Raw genomic sequence first — 21,467 nt, 5'->3', positions numbered from 1 at the left:
GACTCCCTGGGGGACGGTGCCGTCCGGTCCGGGTCGGGCGACCCGACGTCGCGGCACTTGCCAGGGGGGTGTCGAACGGCCGGACGCCCGGCTTGAGCCCGGTCCACCCGGTCGGCCGACAGCGTCCACCTGCCCGGGTGAGCAGTTCTCCGTCGGGATCACCCCACGTGACCGTCCTCGCGCGGCGCTCACCGCGGAGATCGCCGGGGTCAGGGCAGCAGGGCGGTGCCGCCGATGACGAGGGCGGCGCCGGCGAGCATGGCCGGACCGAACGGCAGCTCGTCGCGCAGCCGGATCCGTCGGGTCGCCACCAGGCCCAGCGCGACCACGGCCTGGACGACGAAGCCGGCGAGCGCCCCGAGCACGACCGCCGCCCAGCCGAGCCAGCCCAGGTACAGGCCGAGGAGCGCGGCCAGCTTCACGTCGCCCATGCCCAGGCCGCCGGGCGAGACGAGCGCGAGCGCGAGGTACACCGCGAACAGGGCCGCGGCGCCCAGGACCGCGCGCAGCAGGGCGTCCCAGGCGCCGTCGACGAGGGCCGGGAGGAGCAGCAGCCCCGTGCCCGCGGCCAGCGCCGGCAGCACCACACGGTTGGGCAGCAGCCGGTGCTGCAGGTCCACCACGGTGAGGAGCACGCCCACGACGGCGAGCAGCAGGAATGCCGGCAGCTCCCAGGACAGCCCGGTGCGCAGCACGGTGAGCGCCGTCAGCAGCGCGGTCGCGACCTCGACCAGCGGCGGGCGGACGGCGACCGGGCCGGGTCCCAGCAACTCCCGGGCACCGGCACCCGGCGGCCAGGGGAAGCGCCCGGCAGCGCGGTTGACCAGCAGGCCCGCGCCCGCCCCGAGGAGCAGGGCGACGACGGCGAGGACGGGGAGCACGGGGCGACGATGGCACGGCGGCGGTCGTCGGTGCGGGACCGCCACCGGTCCGGGGGATGCCGCGAGCCGCCGCCGAGTGCTCGTCGGTCTGATCGGCTGCACGGGGCCGCCGTCCCACCGGACCGGTGGTTTCCGGCACCCTCGGCGGCATGAGCGAGACCGCGCAGGTCGCCCTGGCCGTCGTCTGCTTCTCCGTGGCGCTGCTCGCTCAGGTGACCGCCCTCGCGCTGCTGGTCGCAGAGGCCCGTCGGGCCGGCTCCGCCCTGCGTCGCTGGCGCGACGGTGGCACCGCGGAACGCGAGCGGGAGGCTCCCGTCCGGCTCGGTGAGCTCACCAGCCTGCTGGACACCCTGCTGGACAACCGGTTCGACCGTGCTGCCGCTGCTGTCCTGCTGGTGGTCGGCGTCGTGGCCGGCGCGCTGGGCTGGTTCCTGGCGCTCTGACCGGAACGCACACCCGAGCCGGGCGTCCCGTGCGACAGCCCGTCCCTCGGGGCGGACCCGCGGGTCGCGCCGGCAGGCTGACCGGTGTCCCGGGCCTCGTCCTGACCGCACCCGGATCCGGTCGGCTCACCACGTCCGGCTCCCGACGGAGCGGCCGGCGAACGGTCAGTAGGGCGGTGGTTCGGTGACCGCGGTCAGGCCGCTGGGTGTCGTGACGGTGAGGGTGCCGTCGGCGGCCATGGCGTAACCCGGACCGGCGCCTGGTGCTTGCCGCGGTGGTCGGCGGTGCAGAAGCCGGCCAGGTTGGCCGCGGCGGTCTCGCCGTCGGGCCAGGCGCGGACGTGGTCGAGCTAGCCTGCGGCGGGCGACGCGGCGGCGGCAGCCGGGAAAGCGGCAGCGCCGATCCCGGGCCGGGCGAAACGGTCCAGCGCCGCCTCGGGCCGGTACCCGAGCTGGGGCCGGGCGGGCCCAGGCCGGGGCGGCCGGTCAGGTCGTGCCCGCAGGCCTCCGGCCGCCGCCGGCAGGCCTGCCGCCCGCAGCCGCCGGCCCGGCGCAGCCCCGGCAGGTCGGTCAGCGCCGGCAGCGCGCCGCTGGTCGCGTCGGTGACCGCGATCCGCGGCCGATCGGCCAGCCCACCCACGCCCGTGGCCGACAGCAGCGCGGCCAGCTCCTCACGCTGGCCGTCGGCGGCCGCGGCCAGCGCGTCACCGGCCGCGGTCACCCGCCCGGCCGCACCGGCCCGCCAGGCGGCCTCGTCGGCGGCGTCGGCGCGCTGCCCGGTGCGCACCATCCGCCCGGCCGCACCCAGGGCCAGGCGGGCGGCGTGCACCGCCGCACCGGCCTGGTCGACCGCGCGGTCGGCAGCCGCCCACCAGCCCGAACCAGGGGTGGCGGTGCGGGGTGAGCGGGGGGACCTCCGCATCGGGTTCGGGCAGGTCGCGCCCGAGGTTGTCGAGCCACTCGCAGGGGTCCTGCCAGGGCCCGGCGTCCCACTCGGCGGGGCCGGGTGGGACGCCGGGCTCCCCGCCCGGAGCACCGGAGGCGGCAGCGTCGCCGAAGCCGGCGCTCACCAGCTCGTCCAGCCAGCGGTCGAAGTCGGCGGCGCTGAGCTCCGCGGCGGCCCGCTCGATCGGGCCGCCCTCGACGTCGACCGGCTCGACAGCGCCACCGGCAGGGAGCGAAGTGGCTGACATCGCGGCCGCGTCGGCCGGCTCGAAGTGCTCATCCGCCAGGCACGTCCTCTGGCCCGCGGCCGCGGTGCCGTCGCAGGCGCTCGGGGTGGGGGTCGGGTCGAGGCCGGCGAGGGCGCGGGCCAGCTGGCGGACCATCTCCGCGGGCACCGGCCTGCCGTCGACCTCCCCCGCCTGGTCACCACCCAGGACGGTGTGCACCGAGGCCACGATGGTCAGCAGCGCCTGCACCGGCGGCAGGTCGGTCTCGCCGGGGCGCAGCACGAGGTCCAGCAGGCAGTCCACCAGCTTCTGCCCCCGCGTGCGCGCGTCGCCGGGGTCGGGGTCCAGGGCGTCGACGCAGGCACCCAGCGCGCGGTAGAACGCCTGCGCCTCCGGCGTGCTGCACACCACCGTGACCACCGACATCCCCAGCGTGCGGTCCTCCCGCAGCGAGATGCCCCGCCGCTTGAGCGCCCGGGCCAGGTCCCGCGCCGCGTCGCGGGCGTTCAGCCGGGTGACCACCCGGCGTACCCGCGCTCCCAGCGCGGCCGGGGTGGTCACCCGCTGGCGGGCGGCCAGCCAGGCCAGCAGGTCGGCCTCGACCTTCGCGCGGAGGGTGTCGTCGGTGATCGGGGCGACGTGCTCGAGCAGGCACCACAGGTGTCCCGGGTGCAGCAGCCCGGCCGCGAGCGCGTCCAGCACCCGAGGCAGCCGGGTGACCAGCGCCAGCGACCGCGCCAGCTCCGCCTCCGCCGCCTGCACCGTGACGTTCAGCGCGATGGCCAGCTCCTGGGCGGCCCACTCGCTCACCGGGCGCAGCACCTCGGCCCGCGCCGCCCACCGCTCGGCCGACATCGCCCCGCGCTCCCCCGGCGCCCGATCGGCACTGGCAGGGCGGGAGACCGCGAAGTCCGCCACCGCCCGGGCCCGCACCGCCGCCTGCCGGCTCATCTCCCGCGCCGCGGCCTGCACCGCACCCAACGGACCGCTCGCCCAGCCCACCGACGGCTCATCCACCGCCACGTTGCCGGACACGCCCGACGCGTCGACACCGACCGTCCCGGGCTGCACTCCGCCGTCCATGTGTTCGATCATATGTTCGAGTCAGATCCATGGGCAAGGGAGACTGCAGGTCAGCAACCGATCCGATCCGCTGCCCCCGCCGCAGCGCACGAAGGCCGGCCAGCCGAGGGGTGCTGACAGCGAGCGTCGCGGTCCGGGCGGCGATGAGAGCGACCTCGATCGAAGGGACGACCTACAGAGGAGCGCAGGTCAAGCGCCCTGATCAGATCTGCTGCCTGCGCTGCAGCACCATGAAGGCGAGCCAGCCGAACGGCGCCGGCAGCCAGAACGTCGCCGTCCGGAAGGCGAGGACGGCCGTGAGCGCGGCGGTCACCGGCACACCCGTCGCCGTCAGGGCGCCGACGAGGGCGGCCTCGACGGCGCCGAGCCCGCCAGGGGTGGGCGCCGCCGACCCGATCGTGGACGCCGCCAGGTAGACGACGACGAGCGTCGGCAGGGACAGCGAGGCCGAGAAGGCACGCAGGGAGGCGTCGAGCGCGAGCACGTAGCCGCCGTTGAGCAGGAGGGTGCCGAGGACCGCCGTCCCGAGGCGGCGCGGCTGGGTCAGCGCGGTGAGCAGCTGGGGCAGCGTCTGGCGCAGCAGCGGCTCCACGCGGCGGTGCAGCAGCCGCCGGGTGGGCGGCAGCAACCCCACGACGACGAGCACCGCCGTCGCCACGACCAGGACGAGGAGCACCTCACCGCTGGGCAGCAGCGTCGGGCGGGACGCCGAGACGCCGCTCACCCAGCTGCACACCAACAGCACGACCACCGTGACGACGACGGTGACGACCTGGCTCACGGCGACGCTGGCAGCCGCCGTCGCCAGCGGGACGCCGGCGCGCTGGAGGTAGCGGATGCCGACCCCGATGTGGCCCACGGTCGGCGGGGTCACCAGCGTGACGAAGGCCGTCGCGACCTGCACCAGCGTGGTGCGGCCCAGGGGCAGGTCGACCGGGACGAAGGCCTGCAGGGCCAGCGCCGCGCCGACGTAGGTCACCGCCGAGCCGAGCACCGCGACCGCGAGCCAGTGCCAGCGGGCCCCGCTCAGCGTGCTGGCGAGGCTGACCTCGGAGAGCTGGGAGGCCAGGACGTACGCGGCGACGGTCGCCGCCAGCACCGTGACGATCGTCCTCGGCCGCACGCGCTCGAGCCGCGGCGCCGCGACCGGAGTCGCCCCCGAGGGCCCGGCCAGGGCGGTGCGCAGCTCGCCGACGACCGACGTCCGGCGCACCGCCTCCCGCAGCGGCGGGGGCAGCACCAGCGGCTGGGCCAGCGCCGCCAGCCGCGCCTCGGCCGGCGCCCCGGGCCCGTACCCGTCGCGGAACGCGGTCACCGCCGCCCCGACCCCGGCGTGCGCGGCCGCGGTGACCAGCAGCGCCACGACGTCCAGCTCGCGCTGCAGCTCACTGGCCGCGGGCTGGGCGGACCGCCACCGGGTGAAGCCCACCCGGCCGTCCGGCAGCAGGACGACGGACTGCGGGCTGACCGCGCCGTGGGCCACCCCGGCCCGGTGCACCCGCCGGAGCGCGGCGAAGGCGGCCCGGAGCACCCCGGGGACCTCACCGTCCGCCTCGGCCAGCGGGGTGCCGGCGAGCGGCCGGGCCACCGACAGCAGGGCCGGCCCCGCGGACAGCAGCGTCAGCACCGTGGGCGCGGGGACGTCGGCCGCACGGGCGATGCCGGCGCAGAGCGCCTCGCGTTCGAGCTGGCCGCGCAGGGTGAGGGCGGGCCGGCCGACCACCGATGACCGCAGCCGCACCAGCGACACCCCGCGGCGGGCCAGCGAGACGCCGCGGCGGTCGGGGTCCACGACGGCCACCTCGAGCGCACCGCCGGGCGAGGTGGCGGCGTAGCGCAGGCTCTCCGCCGGGTGCGACAGCGGACACAGCTCGTCCACCCGGAGTCCGGCCGCGGCGAGGACCGCGCGGAGCCGTCCCTCGTCCGGGCGCGCGGGGACCACGCCGACCAGCACCCGGACGAGCAGGCCCGCCGCGGTGCCGGCCAGCAGGGCGACCGCTCCGCTGAGCAGGGTGAGGCTGCCCAGTGCGAGGGCGCACAGCAGGGCCGCGCCGAGCACCACCCGGGCGGGCGCGGTCCACCGCGGGCGCCGCTGCAGGTCGGCCCCGACGAGCAGGCCGACGGCGGCGGCGATCGGGGTGACCGCCGCGTCCTCGGCTGTCCCCAGCAGGTCCTGCCGGCCCAGCAGCCACTCCGCGGCCCCGCCCGAGCCTAGCGCCAGGGCACAGGCGAGGACCGCCGAGGTGACCGCGAACCGGCGCCTGCGCAGCGCGTCGAGCAGGACGACCCCGAGGACGGCCAGCACGGCGAGCGAGGCGACGCCGTTGGCGATGGACAGCACGGTGCCGGGTAGTCCGCCGAGGGCCGTGTCGGCGAGGTCGGCGCCGGCGACCGGCACCCGGGGCGCCTGCACGGCGACCAGGACCAGGAGCACCAGCGCGCCGGCCACGAGCGCCAGGGCCACACCGTCGGCGGGACGGCGGACCCGGGTGCGCGGCCAGAACGACGTCCGCCGGTCCAGGCCTCCCTCCGTCACCCGGACAGATTCGCAGGTCCTGCCCGCGCCACGGCGGCGCGGCGCGCGTGATGGACGACGGCTCCCGCGCCCAGGCCAACGGGCGGTGCGGTCTCAGCGGTGCGGTCTCAGCGGTGCGGCGCGGCCGGCTCGGGTGGGGACCCCCGCCGCCCCTCCGTGCGGGCCCACACCTCGCGCGCGGCCGCCCCGGGCAGCCGCAGGCTGACCAGCAGCGCGAGCAGCGGCAGCGGCAGCAGGGCGGCCACCGACCACACCAGGCCGTACGCGTCGGCCAGCACCCCGAACAGGGGTGTCACGGCACCGCCGGCCGAGACGGCCAGGCCGAGGGTGACGCCGGAGGCCGTGCCGACCCGGTTGGGGAGCAGCTCCTGCCCGAGGGTGGTCTGCACGGAGAAGGGCAGGTAGAGCCCCACGCCGAGCAGGACGGCGGCAGCGAGGACCCCCGGCCAGGACGGCGCGGCGACGAGCAGGACGAGACCGGGCACGGCGACCGCGTAGCCCAGCCGGATGGCCGGCACCCGGCCCCACCGGTCGGCGAGCCAGCCGCCCGCCAGCGTGCCCACCGCGCCGACGGCGAGGAACGTGGCCAACGCCGCCGAGCCGGCCGAGGTGGAGACCCCGAAGCGGTCGATGACGTACAACGCGATCAGGGACGACACCCCAAAGTAGAGGACCGAGCGGATCACCACCAGCCCGGTCAGCCAGCCGAACGACCGCCAGTCGTCCCGCTGCCGCGCCCCGCCGGCTGCGGCGGTGGTGCGCGGGCGGGCGCGGGCCCGGCAGCCGAGAGCCAGGAGGACGACGGCCGTGGCCAGGGCCGGCAGCGCGAGCAGGGGCGTCCCCGCCACGCCGTACGCGAGCAGCACGGGCGTGACGACGACCGGGCCGAGGGCGAGACCGGCGTTGCCCCCGACGGCGAACCAGCTCATCCCCTGGGCCGAGGCGCCGGCGGCAGCACGGGCCGCCCGGGCCGCGGCCGGGTGGTAGGCGGCCACGCCGAGGCCGGAGAGGGCCACCGCCGCCCAGGTCCACCAGTAGGAGCCGCCGAGGCCGGCCAGCCCGATGCCGATCCCGGCGACCAACAGGCCCAGCGGGGTCAGCCAGGGCAGGGGCCGGCGGTCGACCAGGACGCCGAAGGCCGGCTGCACCACCGACGAGAGCACGGTGGCGGCCAGGGTGATGCCGGTGGCGGCCGCGTAGGAGTACCCCCGCTCCAGCACCAGGAACGGCAGCAGCGCGGGCACCGCCCCCTGGTACAGGTCGTCCACGACGTGGCTGCCGGTCAGCAGGCCCAGCCCGCGGCGGTCCACCACGCCCCCGTCCGCGGCCGGTCGGCGGCCCCCGCGATCGCTCCGCACCAGGGCACCGTGGCCGCGCGGCCGCCGGTCGTCAACCGGCGAGGGTCAGTGCACGCCGGCGGGTGCGGGCTCCTCCGGCGCGTCGTCGGTCAGCTGCCAGGGCCGGACGACGGTCACGAGCACCGCGATGGCGAGGACCAGGGCGGCGAGGATGACCGTGCCCATCGCCGCGGCGTCGTTGCCCAGCAGGCCGACGACCGGCGAGACCGCGGCGCCGACGCCGAACTGCACCGCACCCAGCAGCGCGGCGGCCGAACCGGCCGACTCGCCGTGCCGGGACAGCGCCAGGGCCGGGGCGTTGGGCAGCGCCAGGCCGGAGGCGAAGAGCATCGCCCACAGCGGGAGGACGACCGCCACCAGCCCGCCGGTGCCGGTGACGGCGAGGACGAGCAGCGCCGCGCCGGCGACCGCGCCGACGACGGTGCCGGCGACCAGCACCTGGGCCGGTGCCCAGCGCCGCAGCACCACCGGGTTGAGCTGGGTGGCCGCGATCAACCAGAACGCGCCCGCGCCGAACAGCAGGCCGAACTGCTGCTCGTCGAGGCCGAACTGCCGCTGGAAGACGAACGACGAGCCGGAGACGTAGCTGAACAGCCCGGCCATCGTGAGCCCGGCGACGAGCACCAGGCCGACGAACGTGCGGTCGCGCAGCAGCCCCCGGTAGGTGCGCAGCGTGCCGGCGACGCCGCGGCCGCTGCGCCGCGACGGCGGCAGCGTCTCGCGCAGGGCCAGTGCGCCGACGGCGAGCAGCAGCAGGCCGTACACCGCGAGGACGGCGAAGATGCCGCGCCAGCTCGTGACCCGCAGCAGCTCACCGCCCAGCGTGGGGGCCAGCACCGGCGCGGCACCGAGCACGAGGAACAGCCGGGACAGCATCGTGGCCGCCGCCCGCCCGGTGAACAGGTCGCGCACCACGGCCATCGCGACCACCGCGCCGGCCGCCGTCCCGACGCCCTGCAGCAGGCGGAGCACGCCCAGCACCTCGATGCTCGGGGCGACCAGCACCAGCAGCGACGCCACGACGTACAGCGCCGTGCCGGCCAGCAGCGGTCCGCGCCGCCCGAACGTGTCGGAGAGCGGGCCGAGCACCAGCTGGCCGATCGCCAGGCCGACGAGTGTGCCCGTGAGGGTCAGCTGGACCATCGCCGACGTCGTCCCCAGCTCGGCGGTGATCGTGGGCAGCGCCGGCAGGTACATGTCGATCGTCAGCGGCCCGACGGCGACGAACGCACCGAGGAGGAGGGCGAGCAGCGCCCGGTTGGGCGGCGCGGCCTCCGTCGGCGGCGCGAGCGTCGCCGTCGCGGCACGGTCCTGCAGGTCGGTCACGGCTTCCCCCGTCGTCCAGGCGGTCTGTGGTGCGGCCTCGGCCGCACCTGGAGCCAAGGCCGCACCGCCGCCGCCCATTCCGGGCCGTGACGGACGCCGCTCAGACCCCCAGCGGCTCACGGGCGGCGGCGACCGCCCGGCGGGTGTCCTCGAGGACGAGGTCGTAGTTGACCTGGGCCCCTGCGGCCGCACCTGCCGCCGCGGCCGCACCGACCTGTGCGGACAGGTCGGTGACGTTGCCGGCGAGCCACACGCCGGGGACCCCGCTGCGCCCGGTCGCGTCGGCGACCAGGTGCTCCCCCATGCCCGACGGGTGCGGCACCGGGGTCAGGCCGAGACCGGCGAGGAAGCCGGCACGGGCCACCATCCGCGACTGGACGGCGACCGCCGTCCGCTGGACCACCGTGCCATCGGTCAGCCGCACGCCGACGAGCCGGTCGTCGGCGACCTCCAGCCCGGCCACCTCGCCCGTCACCACCCGGACGCCGAGGGCGGCCAGCTGCTCGGCCTCCTCCCCGGAGGGTGCCGGCTGGGTGTGCGCGAACAGGATGACGTCGGCGCTGAGCTGCCGGAATAGCAGCGTCTGGTGCACCGCCATCGGACCGCAGGCCAGCACGCCGACGGCCTGGTCGCGGACCTCCCAGCCGTGGCAGTACGGGCAGTGCAGCACGTCGCGGCCCCACCGCTCGCGCAGCCCGGGGACGTCGGGCAGCTCGTCGACCAGCCCGGTGGTGAGCAGCAGCCGGCGCGCCCGCACCGCCCGCCCGTCGGCCAGGCCGACGACGAACCCGTCGCCGTCCCGCGTCGCGCCGGCGACCTCGCCGTCGACGACGGAGCCGCCGTAGGAGCGGACCTCGGCCCGCCCGCGCTCCAGCAGTTCGCCGGGCGGCATCCCCTCGCGGGCCAGCAGCCCGTGCACGCCGGCCGCCGGTGCATTGCGCGGTGCACCCGCGTCGACCACCACCACGGACCGCCGCGAACGCGCCAGCACCAGGGCCCCGTTCAGCCCCGCGGCGCCCCCGCCGACCACCACGACGTCGTACTCGTCCCTCAGTCCACCGGTCACCGTGACCACCTCCGCGGCGACGGTGCGACGCCGAGGGCCTCGATGGCAACATCCTTTGCCAGTTCGGCAAGGTCTGGCGGCTCTGTGGCGCACGGACCGGACGGAGGCGACGGTCGACCGTGCCGAGTGGCCCGGCCGACCGTCATGGCGCGGGCTCAGGTGCCGCAGAAGGTGCGGTAGGGGCCGGTGTCGCCCGGAGCCGGTGCCGCGTACCGCTCGAGACCCGGGCGCTCCTCGTAGGGGGCGGCCAGCACCTCGAGCAGCTGCTGGAACGGGGCCAGGTCGCCGGCGGTCGCCGCCTCCAGCGCCTCCTCGACGAGGTGGTTGCGCGGGATGTAGACGGGGTTGGCCCGGTCCATCGCCTCGGCGTCCGGGCCGAGGGCACGCCACCGCTCGAGCCAGGCGTCGAACCGCGCGAGGTCCAGGACGACGCGGCGCGCGGGCTCGGCGTCCCCGCGGGCCGCGGTGCCGAGGGCGCGGAAGAAGGACGTCAGGTCGACGCGGCTCTCCTGCACGAGGGCGAGCAGGTCCTCGAGGAGCGCCGTGGTGACCTCGTCGTCCGGCCCGTCGGGCAGGCCGAGCTTGGCGCGCATGCCCGCCGTCCAGGCGGCGTTGTACTGCGGGCGGAACCGCTCGAGCGCCGACACGGCGAGGGCGACCGCCTGCTCCGGGTCGTCGGCGAGGAGCGGCAGGAGCGCCTCGGCGAACCGGGCGAGGTTCCACTCGGCCACGATCGGCTGGTTGCCGTAGGCGTACCGCCCGCCGGTGTCGATCGAGCTGAAGACGGTGGCCGGGTCGAAGGCGTCGATGAACGCGCAGGGCCCGTAGTCGATCGTCTCGCCGGAGATCGTCGTGTTGTCGGTGTTCATGACCCCGTGCACGAACCCGACCAGCATCCACTGCGCGACCAGCGACGCCTGGGCGGTGACCACGGCCTCGAACAGCGCCAGGTGGGGGTTCTCGGCGTCCGCCGTGGCGGGGTGGTGCCGGGCGATGGCGTGGTCGGCGAGGCGGCGCAGCAGGTCGACCTCCCCGGTGGCGCGGGCGTACTGGAAGCTGCCGACCCGCAGGTGGCTGCTCGCGACCCGCGCCAGGACGGCGCCCGGCAGCAGGGTCTCGCGGCGGATCTTGCGCCCGGTCGCCACCACGGCGAGCGAGCGCGTGGTCGGGATGCCGAGGGCGTGCATCGCCTCGCTGACCACGTACTCGCGCAGCATCGGGCCGACGGCGGCCAGGCCGTCGCCGCCCCGGGAGAACGGCGTGCGGCCCGAGCCCTTGAGGTGCACGTCGCGCAGCCGGCCCTCGACGTCGGTGAGCTCGCCGAGCAGCAACGCCCGCCCGTCACCCAGGCGCGGGACGAACCCGCCGAACTGGTGCCCGGCGTAGGCCTGCGCGACCGGGTGTGCGCCGTCGGGCACGGCGGTGCCGACCAGCAGGCGAACGCCCTCGGGGTGGCGCAGCGCGTCGGGGTCGAGGCCGAGTTCGCCGGCCAGCGCGTCGTTCAGCACGAGCAGCTGCGGGTCCGGTACCCCGTCGGCCTGCCAGGGGACCGCCATCTCCGGCAGCTCACGGGCGAAGCGGTCGTCGAAGGACACGGTCGGTGCGGGGGCGACGCTCACACGGTGGACAGCGCCCTCCCGGCCGCCGCTGTTCCCGCGCGGCCCGTCACCGGCGGACGACACCTGAGTGGGCCCGTACGCGCACGGTCGTCGGCGGGTCCTCGGCCGGGCGTCCGACGACGCCATACCCGGGTCGCCCGGTCGGCGGAGGGTGGACAGGGCGCTGCGCCCGAGGTCACGATGACGGCGCCCAGACGAGGGCGATGAGGCGCGTCGGCACGGACCTCCCTGGGTGCGCGTGACCGCTCGGTCGCTGCCACCGCTCGACGCGCCGGAGCACGACCGGACCCCAGCCTTCCTGAAGGCAGTACGGGAGGAACGCTGACCGCCGGGCAGGCCCTGCCGGGACTACTGGTCTCACCCACCGAGCCGGCGCGGATCCGCGACCTCGGTGCGACGTCGTCGCTGCCCGAGCGGTACGGAGCAGACGTGCTCTTCGACGTCCGACCGCTGGGCCGGGTGGGCCTCCAGCGCAAGACGGTCCCCGATCTGTTCGCCTCGATCCGCGACGGCCGGCTGACCCGTTCGGTGTCCGCGATGAGCGCCCTCGACGTCGCCGTGCTCGTCATCGAGGGCGAGGTCCGTTGGAGCGCAGCGGGCGTCGCGGAGCCGGACGTACCGGACGGGCGCCCGGTCACCTCGTGGCACCGGGACGCCTACCGGAGCCTGCTGTGGTCGGTCCGCGCCCGTGGCATCTGGGTGGAGGCGGTGCCGGACGTCGACAGCACCGTGGCGACAGTGCTGTCACTGCACCGCTGGGCGAACAAGGCCACCCACGACGCGCTGGACAGGCGGCCGGGACGGCGCGGCGCGGACACCGCCGCTCTGCACGTCCTGCAGGGTCTCGCCGGCATCGGGCCCCGGCTCGCCGGCAGGATCGTCGAGCACTTCCACGGACTGCCCATCGCCTGGACCGTCACCGAGCGCGAACTGGCCGCGGTGCGAGGGATCGGCCCCGTCCGTGCGAGGAGGCTGTCGGAGTCCCTCGCAGGTCAGCACTGCCGGCTCGCCGGCGACGAGCGGGGTGGAGGAGCGTCGTCCGCCGGACTCCCCGGCGAGCGGGCGTGACCCCCGGCCGGCTGGGCGTGCGCGTCAGCGCTCCCGTGTCGACGCGGGTCCCTCACCGTCGTCCTCCGGCAGGTCTCGGGGGATGCCCTCGGAGGGCGCTCGATGCCGCTCCGGGTCCAGGTCCTCCGCCAGCCGCTGTTCCACCTCAGGGGTCCGCTCTTCCGGCTCCGTCATGCCGTGGACTGTGCCCGCCACCGACCGTCGGAACCGGGCGACCGGGGATGGGAGCGGCCGGCGGTGGACGGGCCTCGTCGGGTGCAGACGTCTCGGGTCCCGCGTGACGTGACGTTGACGCGCCTCCCCCAGGATCCGACCCTGGGACGGCACCGGAGTCGGTGACGTCCGGTCGGCACCCGCCAGACCGAGGAGTTCCGTCATGACCCGACGCACCGCGTTCGCCCTCGCCGGGTTGGCCGGGAGCAACGCCCACGGCTCCGGCTTCCTCGCCGCGGCCCAGCAGCTCGCACGGGAGCGCGGGGTCGGCAGCGGGCTGCTGCCGGGACTCGAGATGATCTCGTGCACCTCGGGGGCGATCGCCAGCACCGCGGAGTACCTGCGCGGTGCGGACCTCCGCGCCGACCTGCAACGGCGCATCGACGACGCGGAACAGGCCCGCCGGCGCTGGTGGCTGGCCACCCGGGAGACACCCCAGCAGGCCGCCGCCGCGACCGTGCTCTTCGGGGTGCCGGGGGTGTTCCGGGGGTTGCTGTACGCCCTCCCCCGGCACTACTGGCGGACGGCGCTCGACTTCCTCCGCGAGGGCATCGGCTGGCGCAGGGCGCCGACCGTGGAGGACCTCACCGACCTCCTGCTGCCCGCGCGCGTGCTGGTCCCGGACCTCTCGGAGGACTTCCTCGCCGCCACGGTCCAGACGCTCACCGAGGCACCGGTCGGTGTCGTCTTCAACAGCTACGCGCCCACACGGGACGTCGAGTACCTGCACGTCAACGACCGCGGCCTCGCGCTGATCAGGGAGTACCACGACCCGGCGGCGTCCTACGACGGCGGCGAGCGCGTCCGGTACCGGCGCATCGACCGGGACGGACTGTGCGAGGCGCTGTGGCTCTTCTACTACGGCCTCCGGGGCGACGCCGCCGTCGACGGTGCCTACGCGCGGTCGATCATCGTGGACGAGCTCACCTTCGCCCAGCAGGTCTGGGCGGTGCGCCCGCTCAACAGCAAGTGGGTCGGCCCCCTGCCGAGCAACCTCCCCGAGGTCCTGGACCTGCAGACGGAGCTGTGGATGAACGCCTCCTACCGGGAGCAGGTCCGCGCGATCCAGCTGATCGGGAGGCTCGGCGACCAGGGGCGGGAGGAACTCCGCACCCAGGACCCGAAGAAGCGCGACTACCACCGCATCGACCTGCAGGAGGTGGAACTGCAGCGGCAGCGCGGGTTCTGGACCTACTTCGTGGAGGACCTCGACGTCTTCGACGCGGCGCGGGCGCTGGCCTACACGCGGCTGAGCGAGCAGTACCCGCGCCCGTCCTGAGCCGCGGGGTGCACCTGCGACCGACCTGGCTGCGCCGCGGGCGTGACCCCCCGTCGGCTCACGGGAGCCGCCCGACGACAGTCTCGCGGGTGGTTGCCGGGTCGCAGGGGCCCGCGGCGTCGCTGGCGCGCTGGTCTGCGGGGTGCCGAACGGGCCCGCCCGGTCCTCCCGGTCGACGGGACGGACGCCGATGAGTCGAGGCCCGCGACGGAGTCGTACAGGTGACCGCGCCCTCGTCGACCCGGTGAGACCCCGGGCGACCACCCAGGGGCCCGGCTCCGTCCGGTCCGCCACGCGCTCGACCGGCCCGACCAGATCGAGGGACCACGACCATGACCACCACCGACCGCACCCGACTCACTGGGGACACCGTCCTCACCCAGACCACCCGGGACCTCGTCCTGCTCGTCGCTCGCGTCGGGCTCGGCGTCCTGATGGTGGCGCACGCCAAGGTCGAGTACGACTTCGGCGGCAGCCTCGCCGGCGTCGGGGGGCTCTTCACGGAGGCCGGCGTCCCCCTGGGTGCCCTCACCGGACCCGCCAACGTGCTCTTCGAACTCGTCGGCGGGATCGCGATGATCATCGGTGCCGCGGTCCGGGTCGTCGGCGTGCTGATGGCGCTGAACATGGTCGGCGCCTGGGTCTTCGTGCACACCAGCGGCCTGTACGCCATGGACCGCAACGGCCCCGAGACCGTCATCGCGATCGGCCTGCTCAGCCTCGTCCTCGCCGTGACCGGCTCGGGCCGCCTCGGGCTCGACCACCTCATCGCCCGGCGCCTCCACCGGACGTCACGGACCGCTGCCTGACGGCTCGCTCCGGTCGGGGCGGGACGACGGACGATGAGGCCGACCTTGCGCACCGCTGTCCCGTGCCCCGATTCGTGGAGACCCTGGGCAGGCACTCCGGCGCTGCGCCGGGCATCCTGAGCGCGGGAGGTTCCATGTCCGCACCCGACCTGCTGGTCTCCGACCGCTTCCCGCGCTCCTCCCGGTACTCCGCTGCGTGGATCCTGGCCGCCGCCGGCGGCGGTGCGAACCCGCTGTGGCTGACCGAGTGGCTCGGGCAGGCCCTGCCGCTGCAGCCGGGCATGCGCGTGCTGGACCTCGGGGCCGGACGGGCGGCGTCATCGGTCTTCCTGCGCCGTGAGTTCGGCGTGGAGGTGTGGGCCACCGACCTGTGGATCAGCGCCACCGAGAACCTGCGGCGCATCCAGGACGCCGGGGTGGCCGAGGGCGTGTATCCGCTGCACGCCGACGCCCGCTCTCTGCCGTTCGCGGCCGACTTCTTCGACGCGATCGTCAGCGTCGACGCCTATCCCTACTTCGGCACCGACGACCTGTACCTGAACTACCTCGCACACTTCGTGAAGCCGGACGGGCCCATCGCCATCGTGGGCGCCGGGCTGACCCAGGAGGTCGACGGCGCGGTTCCCGAGCACCTGCGCCGATTCTGGACGCAGGACCTGTGGTGCCTGCACTCCGCGCGGTGGTGGCAGCGGCACTGGGAGCGCACCGGGATCGTGGCCGTCGAGAGCGCCGACACCATGGTCGACGGGTGGCAACTCTGGCGCGACTGGCTGCTGGCCGTCGCCCCCGACAACCAGACCGAGATCGAGACACTCGAGGCCGACCGCGGCCGCTACCTCGGCTACGTCCGCGTGACCGCGCGCCGCCGAGGTGAGGCCGACCTGGAGGCCTACTGCTGGCCCGACACCCTGCGCTCGTCCCCCGACGAGTACACGCGCACGCCGCTGCTCCGTGAGGAGAACCCGTCCCCCGGTGTATCGCGGATCCCCGAATCGGCATCCGATCGATGAGAGGTGCATGACGGCCTACCGGCAAGGGAGGGACATCGCGTGTCCGGCAACCAGTGGGGCAAGCTCCTGGCCGTTCTCGGTGTGGCTGCCACGGCAGTCGGCATGGGTGGGGCGCTGTTGCCTCATGCGTCCGCCGCCACGAGCCCGGTCCGAGGCTCGTCTCCGTCGTCCTTCCAGTACGAGATCGAGGAAGTCACCGCCGCCGACCTCCCCTACACCTACCGTTCCGGCTGTCCGGTGCCGCCGGAAGACCTGCGATTGCTGATCATGAGCTATCGCACGTTCGACGGGCAGGACGCGCAGGGCGAGATGGTCGTCCACGAGGACTGGGCCGAGCCGGTGGTCTCGGTGTTCCACGACCTGTACGACCAGGACTTCCCGATCGCACGCATGCAGTTGGTCGACGACTACCAGGGCAGTGACGACCGGTCGATGGAGGCCAACAACACCTCAGCCTTCAACTGCCGGGAGGTGACCGGACGTCCAGGGGTGTGGTCGCAGCACTCCTACGGTGGGGCCATCGACATCAATCCCGTACAGAACCCCTACATCTCCTCCAGTGGCAGGGTCCTTCCCCCAGCCAGCGCCGACTATGTCGACCGGTCGAAGTCAGCACCCGGGATGATCCACGCCGGCGACTGCACGGTGCAGGCCTTTGCCGACATCGGTTGGTACTGGGGCGGCGCCTGGACGAGCCCCAAGGACTACCAGCACTTCTCCTACAACAACAAGTGAGATCTCGCTCTGGGATCTCACATCCGGCCCGACCGGGGCTGGCTGCTCGCGCATGATCCGTCACCGGACCGCGTCGAGGTCATCGATGCCGCGGCTGGTCCGCTGGCCGGCATGGCGCGACGGACGAGTCGGCCTGTACGCCGGGTTCTGTCCACGGGTGCCTCACGGCATCCCGATGGGCGGCCATCCATCTAGGCCTGCCGTTGCCGGCAGGCTCCAGCGGTCAACCCGCAGGCATCGGGCGGGCCGCCCTCGAACGCCTGCGCAGGACGGCGGTGCGACCGCCGTCCCTCTCGACCTTGCTCCGGGTGGGGTTTACCGAGCCGCACCGGTCACCCGGCGCGCTGGTGGTCTCTTACACCACCGTTTCACCCTCACCAGCGGCGAGCCGCTGGCGGTCTGTTCTCTGTGGCACTGTCCCGCGGGTCACCCCGGGTCGCCGTTAGCGACCACCCTGCCCTGTGGAGCCCGGACGTTCCTCGGCGACGGGGTCTCCCCCGCCGACGCGACCGCCCGGCCGACTCGTCCGTCGTGCCACCCATTCTAGTGGTGAGGTCCTCGGCATCCTCCGTCGCCAGCTCGTCGAGCGCCGTGAGCGCCGGCTCCTCGAGCGGCAGCCCGTCCTCCCGGGTGAACGTCCCGCGGCCGGGCACGGAGATCCTCACGTCGGGGATCCGTTGATCCGTAGACGTCGGACGGAACCCGCACGTGACGAGTCAGTTCGAATAGCGAGCGACAGGGGCGTCCGGTGGCGCACCCTCTCCCGCGGGCAGGCCGGGGCACGTCCGCTCGTACGTCATCCCGGGCGCCAGTTGCTCCCACTCGGTCATCGAGAGGTTCCGGCTCACCATCTGGCAGCCGGCCTCCACCCAGGACGAGAACTCCGTGTCCCACAACCGCACCATGCCGTCAGCAGCACCGGTCGCCACCCACCGACCGTCCGGACTGAACTCCACTGCCCGTATCTCGTTGCGATGTCCCGTCAACGACGGACCATGGGGCTCCCCGGTCGCCACGTCCCACAGCCGCAACGTCCGGTCGTTGCTCCCGCTGGCCAGGAGCTGACCGTCGGGGCTGAACGCCACGCTGAGCACGGTGTTGGTGTGCCCTCTCAGAGGCTCTCCGTGGGGCTGCCCGGACGCGACGTCCCACAGTCGCACGGTGTTGTCGGTGCTGCTCGAGGCCAAGAGCCGACCGTCCGGGCTGAACGCCACGTCCTGGACGTAACCCGTGTGGCCGGTCAGCGGCTCCCCACGGGGCTCACCGGTCGCCACGTCCCACAGCCGCACCGTCTGGTCCCCACTGGCGCTGGCCAGCAGCTTGCCGTCCGGGCTGAACGCCAGCCCGCTCACCCAGTCGGTGTGGCCGGTCAGCGGCTCCCCATGGGGCTCACCGGTCGCCACGTCCCACAGCCGCACCGTCTGGTCATCACCGCCGCTGGCCAGCAGCTTGCCGTCCGGGCTGAACGCCACTCCGCCCACCGGGGCGGTGTGGCCGGTCAGGGGCTCGCCATGCGGTTCACCCGTCGCCACGTCCCACAGCCGCACCGTCTGGTCCCCACCGGCGCCGGCCACCAGCCCTCCATCGGGACTGAACGCCAGCCCGCTCACCCAGTCGGTGTGGCCGGTCAGCGGCTCGCCGTACGGCTCACCGGTCGCCACGTCCCACAGCCGCACCGTCTGGTCCCCACCGGCGCTGGCCAGGAGATCGCCGTCCGGGCTGAACGCCACCCCGTTGACCCAGTTGGTGTGGCCAGCGAAAGGCTGACTGACGGAGTACGTCTCGTTCACATCCCAAATCCTCGCGGTCTGGTCCAGGCTCACGCTGGCTACCTGGGAACCGTCCGGGCTGAACACCACGTTGTTCACCCACATGGTGTGGCCGACCAGCGCCTGCGCATGAGGCTGACCGGACGCGGCGTCCCACAGCTGTACCGTCCCGTCCTGACCGGCGCTCGCCACCAGCCCTCCGTCCGGACTGAACGCCACTCCCCACACCGAACCGGACTGCCAGTAGAGCGGAGACCACAGGGGCTGCCCGCTGGCCAGGTCCCAGACCTGCACCGTCCCGTCGGCACTAGCGGTCGCCAGCACACTCCCGTCGGGGCTGAACGCCACACCCCACACCGCGTCCTCGTGCCCGGTCAGGGGCGCCCCGATCGGTTGCCCGGTCGCCACGTCCCACAGTCTCACCGTCCGGTCGGCACTGGCGGTCGCCAGCCGGCTGCCATCCGGGCTGAAGGCAACGTCGTGGACTGCATCGGTGTGCCCGGTCGAGGGCGTCCCGACTGGTTGCCCGGTCGCCACGTCCCACAGCCGCACCGTCCGGTCATCACCGGCCGTCGCGAGCAGGCGCCCGTCGGGGCTGAACGCGACCGCCCACAGACCCGCAGTGTGGCCGCTGAACGGCTGGCCGAGCGGCTGCCTCGTCGCCACGTCCCACAGCCGCAGCGTCTGATCCCCACCGGCAGTGGCCAGCAGAGCGCCGTCCGGGCTGAACACCACGTCCCTGACGACGGCCGTGTGGCCGGTCAGCGGATCACCAACCGGCTGGCCGGAGTCTGCCTCCCACAGCCGTACGGTCTGGTCCCCGCTGCTCGTGGCGAGCAGACGGCCGTCCGGGCTGAACGCCACGCCCCACACCGGGCCCGTGTGACCGGTCAGCAGCTGGGACATGTGCGTCATCTGCGCCAGACCGGTGATCAGCCCGTCAGGCGGAGTCGGGCCTGGCTGCTCGCCGCCAGCCAGGCTCATGCTCTGCAGGCCGGCAAGGATCGCCGCGTCGGGCTTTCCGTGGACCAGAGCGTCTGCCTCGGCTGCCATCTCGCGGGACATGGCCAGCCGCGCCTGCCCCTGGGCTTCCCGGTTCTGCTGCAGGGCGAGTCCTCCTGCGGCGACAGCGGCGACCAGCAGGACCGCCAGACCGGCGGCAAGGGCCCGCAGGCGCCGGTTCGAGCGTCGGGCCGTCTCCAGCTCGCGTGCGGCCAGCGCCCGGCTGGCCTGCAAGTACTGGCTCTCGATCGGTCCCAGCTCGCCGACGTGCTCGTCCGCCCACTGGCCTATGGCCGCGAGCCGCCCGCCGCGCAGTAGGTAGGACTCGTCGCGGTCGCCGTGCTTCCAGTCAGCGGCGTGCCGTTCCAGCTCTGACCGGAGCTCAAGGCTGAACCGGTCGGCCTCGACGGCGTCCCGCAGCGGGTGCCACTGTCGCAGCAGCGCCTCGTGCGCGACCTCCACCATGGCATCTCCCGCGGCTCGGTCACCGGGTGGCCCGGAGGTCTCGTCATGACTGACGAGAAGCCGGGCGTCGACGAAGGCGTCGACCACCGCGCGCTCCTCGTCGACCAGCGCGCGGCATGACACCCGGCGCCGCGTCGTCTCCCCCTCCGGACTGACGGTGACCAGCTTGAGCAGGGTGGGGACGACGTGCGGGCCGAGTCCACGGCGGGAGAGTTCGTCGGCGACGCGATCGGCATGTCGCTGCAGGGCACCGACCACTCCGCCCACGGCGTCGTACTCTGCTAGGCTCATCCGGCCATCGGGCCCGGACCGTTCCGACAGCTCCCGCAGCGTGTAGGCCAGCAGCGGCAGGGCGTCCCCGCCGGCGGTGTCCTCCACCATCCGCTCGACCAGCCCCGCCTGCAGGTCCAGGCCGGCTCGCTGGGCCGGCCTGGCGATCACCTCGGCGAGCCGGCCACGACCGAGCGGCTCCACCACGAGGGGGTCGTCGATCACCTCGGCGAGCCCTGCCCGCTCCGGGGCGGTGGCGAGAAACTCGGAGCGGACCGAGGCGACCACCCACAGGGGTGTGTCCTCGCCGAGTGCACCGTCCAGCAGCCTGAGGAACGACTGCTGTTCTCGTGTTCCTGTCACGGTGATCAGTTCTTCGGCCTGGTCGATCACCACCAGCGAGGCCGGCTGACCAGTTCCCTTCCCGGCCAGGTCGGCAAGCTCCCGGGCGAGGCGGACCAGCCCCTCCGGCCCGCGGCTGAGGACGCCCTCGACCTCCGCGGTGGAACGGGGGTGTCCGCGCTCGGTGAAGGCCTCTGCCAGGGAGCTGGCCAGGTGGTGGGTGGGGCGGCTCCCCGGTCGTAGCGGCGGCACGAGGATCCAGTGCGTCGGCGACCGGGCGAGGCGGGGCAACAGCCCGGCACGCAAGAGCGAGGACTTCCCACTCCCCGACGGGCCGACGACGGCCACGAACCGGCCTGCGCCGTGTTGCAGGGTCGGGTGCAGCAGCTCGAGCAACCGCTCGGTCTCCCGTTCCCGGGCGAAGAAGACCGCGGCGTCCTCCGGGTCGAAGGGAGCCAACCCCGGGTAGGGCGACCGGGTCGGGTCCCAGGAGAACGCGTCCGCCGGGTCGAGACCTGCCGCCCGTAGACCCGCGAGGAGCTTGCGCAGTCCCGGCGGCCGGCCGGAGCCGTCCCCGTCCCCGTCGGAGGCCAGATCGGAGTCGGTCAGGTCGATCCACTGCACGTCCGCCAGGAGTGGGAGTCGCACCCCGGGCTCAAGGCCCAGGGGGAAGACGGGGTGCCCCAACGACCGTGCCAGACTGAGCTCCGCGAAGCACCACCGGGATGCGATCGCGGCGTTACTCGCGAGGAAGACCACGGCCTCGGTGCGGCGCAGCCGGGCGTACAGCTCGCGTTCCCAGTTCCGCCCCGCCGGTATGCCGTCTTCTGGGTCGAAGTCCACGAAGACCGTGGTGAAACCGGCTCTCTGCAGCCAGCTGCTCACCCGCTCAGTCGCGACCCGGTCCTGATTGCTGTGACTGATGAACAGAGCAGGCATCGGTCCCCCTCTGTCCGGGGAGAGGAAGACCAGCGCAGACCGATGCCCGGTACATGTCAAGGAGTCCGGTCGTCACGGCAGA

Annotated in this window: 15 protein-coding genes and 1 other RNA gene; 6 read left to right on the top strand and 10 right to left on the bottom strand. The window is 74.6% G+C overall.

Annotated features, from left to right (window positions below; all coding sequences use genetic code 11):
- Positions 1-209: 209 nt before the first annotated feature.
- Complete coding sequence (locus tag ACU610_RS03165) at positions 210-881, bottom strand: prepilin peptidase (RefSeq protein ID WP_446766262.1); 672 nt, start codon at positions 879-881, stop codon at positions 210-212.
- 149 nt (positions 882-1,030) lie between these two features.
- On the opposite strand from ACU610_RS03165, the gene ACU610_RS03160 reads away from it, so the two are divergent.
- Positions 1,031-1,324 carry a hypothetical protein gene (locus ACU610_RS03160; protein ID WP_446766261.1) on the top strand — a complete coding sequence of 98 codons (294 nt, stop codon included), beginning with the start codon at positions 1,031-1,033 and terminating at the stop codon, positions 1,322-1,324.
- A 704-nt stretch (positions 1,325-2,028) separates the two neighbouring features.
- On the opposite strand, the gene ACU610_RS03155 is transcribed toward ACU610_RS03160, so the two are convergent.
- The 6 genes from ACU610_RS03155 to ACU610_RS03130 all read right to left on the bottom strand — a co-directional run bounded on the left by ACU610_RS03155 (position 2,029) and on the right by ACU610_RS03130 (position 11,484).
- A complete protein-coding gene (locus ACU610_RS03155) occupies positions 2,029-3,579 on the bottom strand; it encodes a DUF222 domain-containing protein (protein ID WP_446766260.1) in 1,551 nt (516 codons plus the stop codon).
- A 202-nt stretch (positions 3,580-3,781) separates the two neighbouring features.
- Positions 3,782-6,115 carry a lysylphosphatidylglycerol synthase domain-containing protein gene (locus ACU610_RS03150; RefSeq protein WP_446766259.1) on the bottom strand — a complete coding sequence of 778 codons (2,334 nt, stop codon included), beginning with the start codon at positions 6,113-6,115 and terminating at the stop codon, positions 3,782-3,784.
- A 107-nt stretch (positions 6,116-6,222) separates the two neighbouring features.
- Positions 6,223-7,473 carry an MFS transporter gene (locus ACU610_RS03145; RefSeq protein ID WP_446766258.1) on the bottom strand — a complete coding sequence of 417 codons (1,251 nt, stop codon included), beginning with the start codon at positions 7,471-7,473 and terminating at the stop codon, positions 6,223-6,225.
- A gap of 45 nt (positions 7,474-7,518) precedes the next feature.
- Positions 7,519-8,799 carry a multidrug effflux MFS transporter gene (locus tag ACU610_RS03140; protein ID WP_446766257.1) on the bottom strand — a complete coding sequence of 427 codons (1,281 nt, stop codon included), beginning with the start codon at positions 8,797-8,799 and terminating at the stop codon, positions 7,519-7,521.
- A gap of 100 nt (positions 8,800-8,899) precedes the next feature.
- On the bottom strand, positions 8,900-9,865 hold the full coding sequence (locus ACU610_RS03135) for an NAD(P)/FAD-dependent oxidoreductase (protein WP_446766256.1): 966 nt from the start codon (positions 9,863-9,865) through the stop codon (positions 8,900-8,902).
- A gap of 155 nt (positions 9,866-10,020) precedes the next feature.
- Positions 10,021-11,484 (bottom strand): protein adenylyltransferase SelO, encoded by a 1,464-nt coding sequence (locus ACU610_RS03130; protein ID WP_446766255.1) that lies wholly within the window; start codon positions 11,482-11,484, stop codon positions 10,021-10,023.
- 429 nt (positions 11,485-11,913) lie between these two features.
- Between ACU610_RS03130 and ACU610_RS03125 the strand changes: the two genes are divergently transcribed.
- Positions 11,914-12,552 carry an ERCC4 domain-containing protein gene (locus ACU610_RS03125; protein ID WP_446766254.1) on the top strand — a complete coding sequence of 213 codons (639 nt, stop codon included), beginning with the start codon at positions 11,914-11,916 and terminating at the stop codon, positions 12,550-12,552.
- Positions 12,553-12,576: 24 nt separating this feature from the next.
- Here the strand turns inward: ACU610_RS03125 and ACU610_RS03120 are convergent, their stop codons facing one another.
- A complete protein-coding gene (locus tag ACU610_RS03120) occupies positions 12,577-12,726 on the bottom strand; it encodes a hypothetical protein (RefSeq protein ID WP_446766253.1) in 150 nt (49 codons plus the stop codon).
- Positions 12,727-12,928: 202 nt separating this feature from the next.
- Between ACU610_RS03120 and ACU610_RS03115 the strand changes: the two genes are divergently transcribed.
- From ACU610_RS03115 to ACU610_RS03100, 4 genes are all read left to right on the top strand, one after another.
- A complete protein-coding gene (locus ACU610_RS03115) occupies positions 12,929-14,044 on the top strand; it encodes a hypothetical protein (RefSeq protein WP_446766252.1) in 1,116 nt (371 codons plus the stop codon).
- A gap of 332 nt (positions 14,045-14,376) precedes the next feature.
- Positions 14,377-14,853 (top strand): DoxX family protein, encoded by a 477-nt coding sequence (locus ACU610_RS03110; RefSeq protein WP_446766251.1) that lies wholly within the window; start codon positions 14,377-14,379, stop codon positions 14,851-14,853.
- 134 nt (positions 14,854-14,987) lie between these two features.
- A complete protein-coding gene (locus ACU610_RS03105) occupies positions 14,988-15,863 on the top strand; it encodes an SAM-dependent methyltransferase (protein WP_446766250.1) in 876 nt (291 codons plus the stop codon).
- A 39-nt stretch (positions 15,864-15,902) separates the two neighbouring features.
- On the top strand, positions 15,903-16,598 hold the full coding sequence (locus ACU610_RS03100; RefSeq protein WP_446766249.1) for a M15 family metallopeptidase: 696 nt from the start codon (positions 15,903-15,905) through the stop codon (positions 16,596-16,598).
- Positions 16,599-16,718: 120 nt separating this feature from the next.
- On the opposite strand, the gene rnpB is transcribed toward ACU610_RS03100, so the two are convergent.
- Positions 16,719-17,123: RNase P RNA component class A (gene rnpB / locus ACU610_RS03095), an RNA gene on the bottom strand.
- A 191-nt stretch (positions 17,124-17,314) separates the two neighbouring features.
- Positions 17,315-21,385: an nSTAND1 domain-containing NTPase gene (locus ACU610_RS03090; protein ID WP_446766248.1), complete on the bottom strand. Its 4,071-nt coding sequence runs from the start codon at positions 21,383-21,385 to the stop codon at positions 17,315-17,317.
- Between the last annotated feature and the right edge of the window lie 82 nt (positions 21,386-21,467).

This window comes from Geodermatophilus sp. URMC 61 (genome assembly GCF_052931555.1).
Note: the sequence above shows the minus strand (reverse complement) of the source record. Positions and strands in the feature narration are given on the sequence as shown.

Coding starts and splice junctions, on each gene's coding strand:
- ACU610_RS03160 (WP_446766261.1), top strand. CDS start 1,031: ATGAGCGAGACCGCGCAGGTCGCCCTGGCCGTCGTCTGCTTCTCCGTG.
- ACU610_RS03155 (WP_446766260.1), bottom strand. CDS start 3,579: ATGGACGGCGGAGTGCAGCCCGGGACGGTCGGTGTCGACGCGTCGGGC.
- ACU610_RS03120 (WP_446766253.1), bottom strand. CDS start 12,726: ATGACGGAGCCGGAAGAGCGGACCCCTGAGGTGGAACAGCGGCTGGCG.
- ACU610_RS03115 (WP_446766252.1), top strand. CDS start 12,929: ATGACCCGACGCACCGCGTTCGCCCTCGCCGGGTTGGCCGGGAGCAAC.
- ACU610_RS03110 (WP_446766251.1), top strand. CDS start 14,377: ATGACCACCACCGACCGCACCCGACTCACTGGGGACACCGTCCTCACC.
- ACU610_RS03105 (WP_446766250.1), top strand. CDS start 14,988: ATGTCCGCACCCGACCTGCTGGTCTCCGACCGCTTCCCGCGCTCCTCC.
- ACU610_RS03090 (WP_446766248.1), bottom strand. CDS start 21,385: ATGCCTGCTCTGTTCATCAGTCACAGCAATCAGGACCGGGTCGCGACT.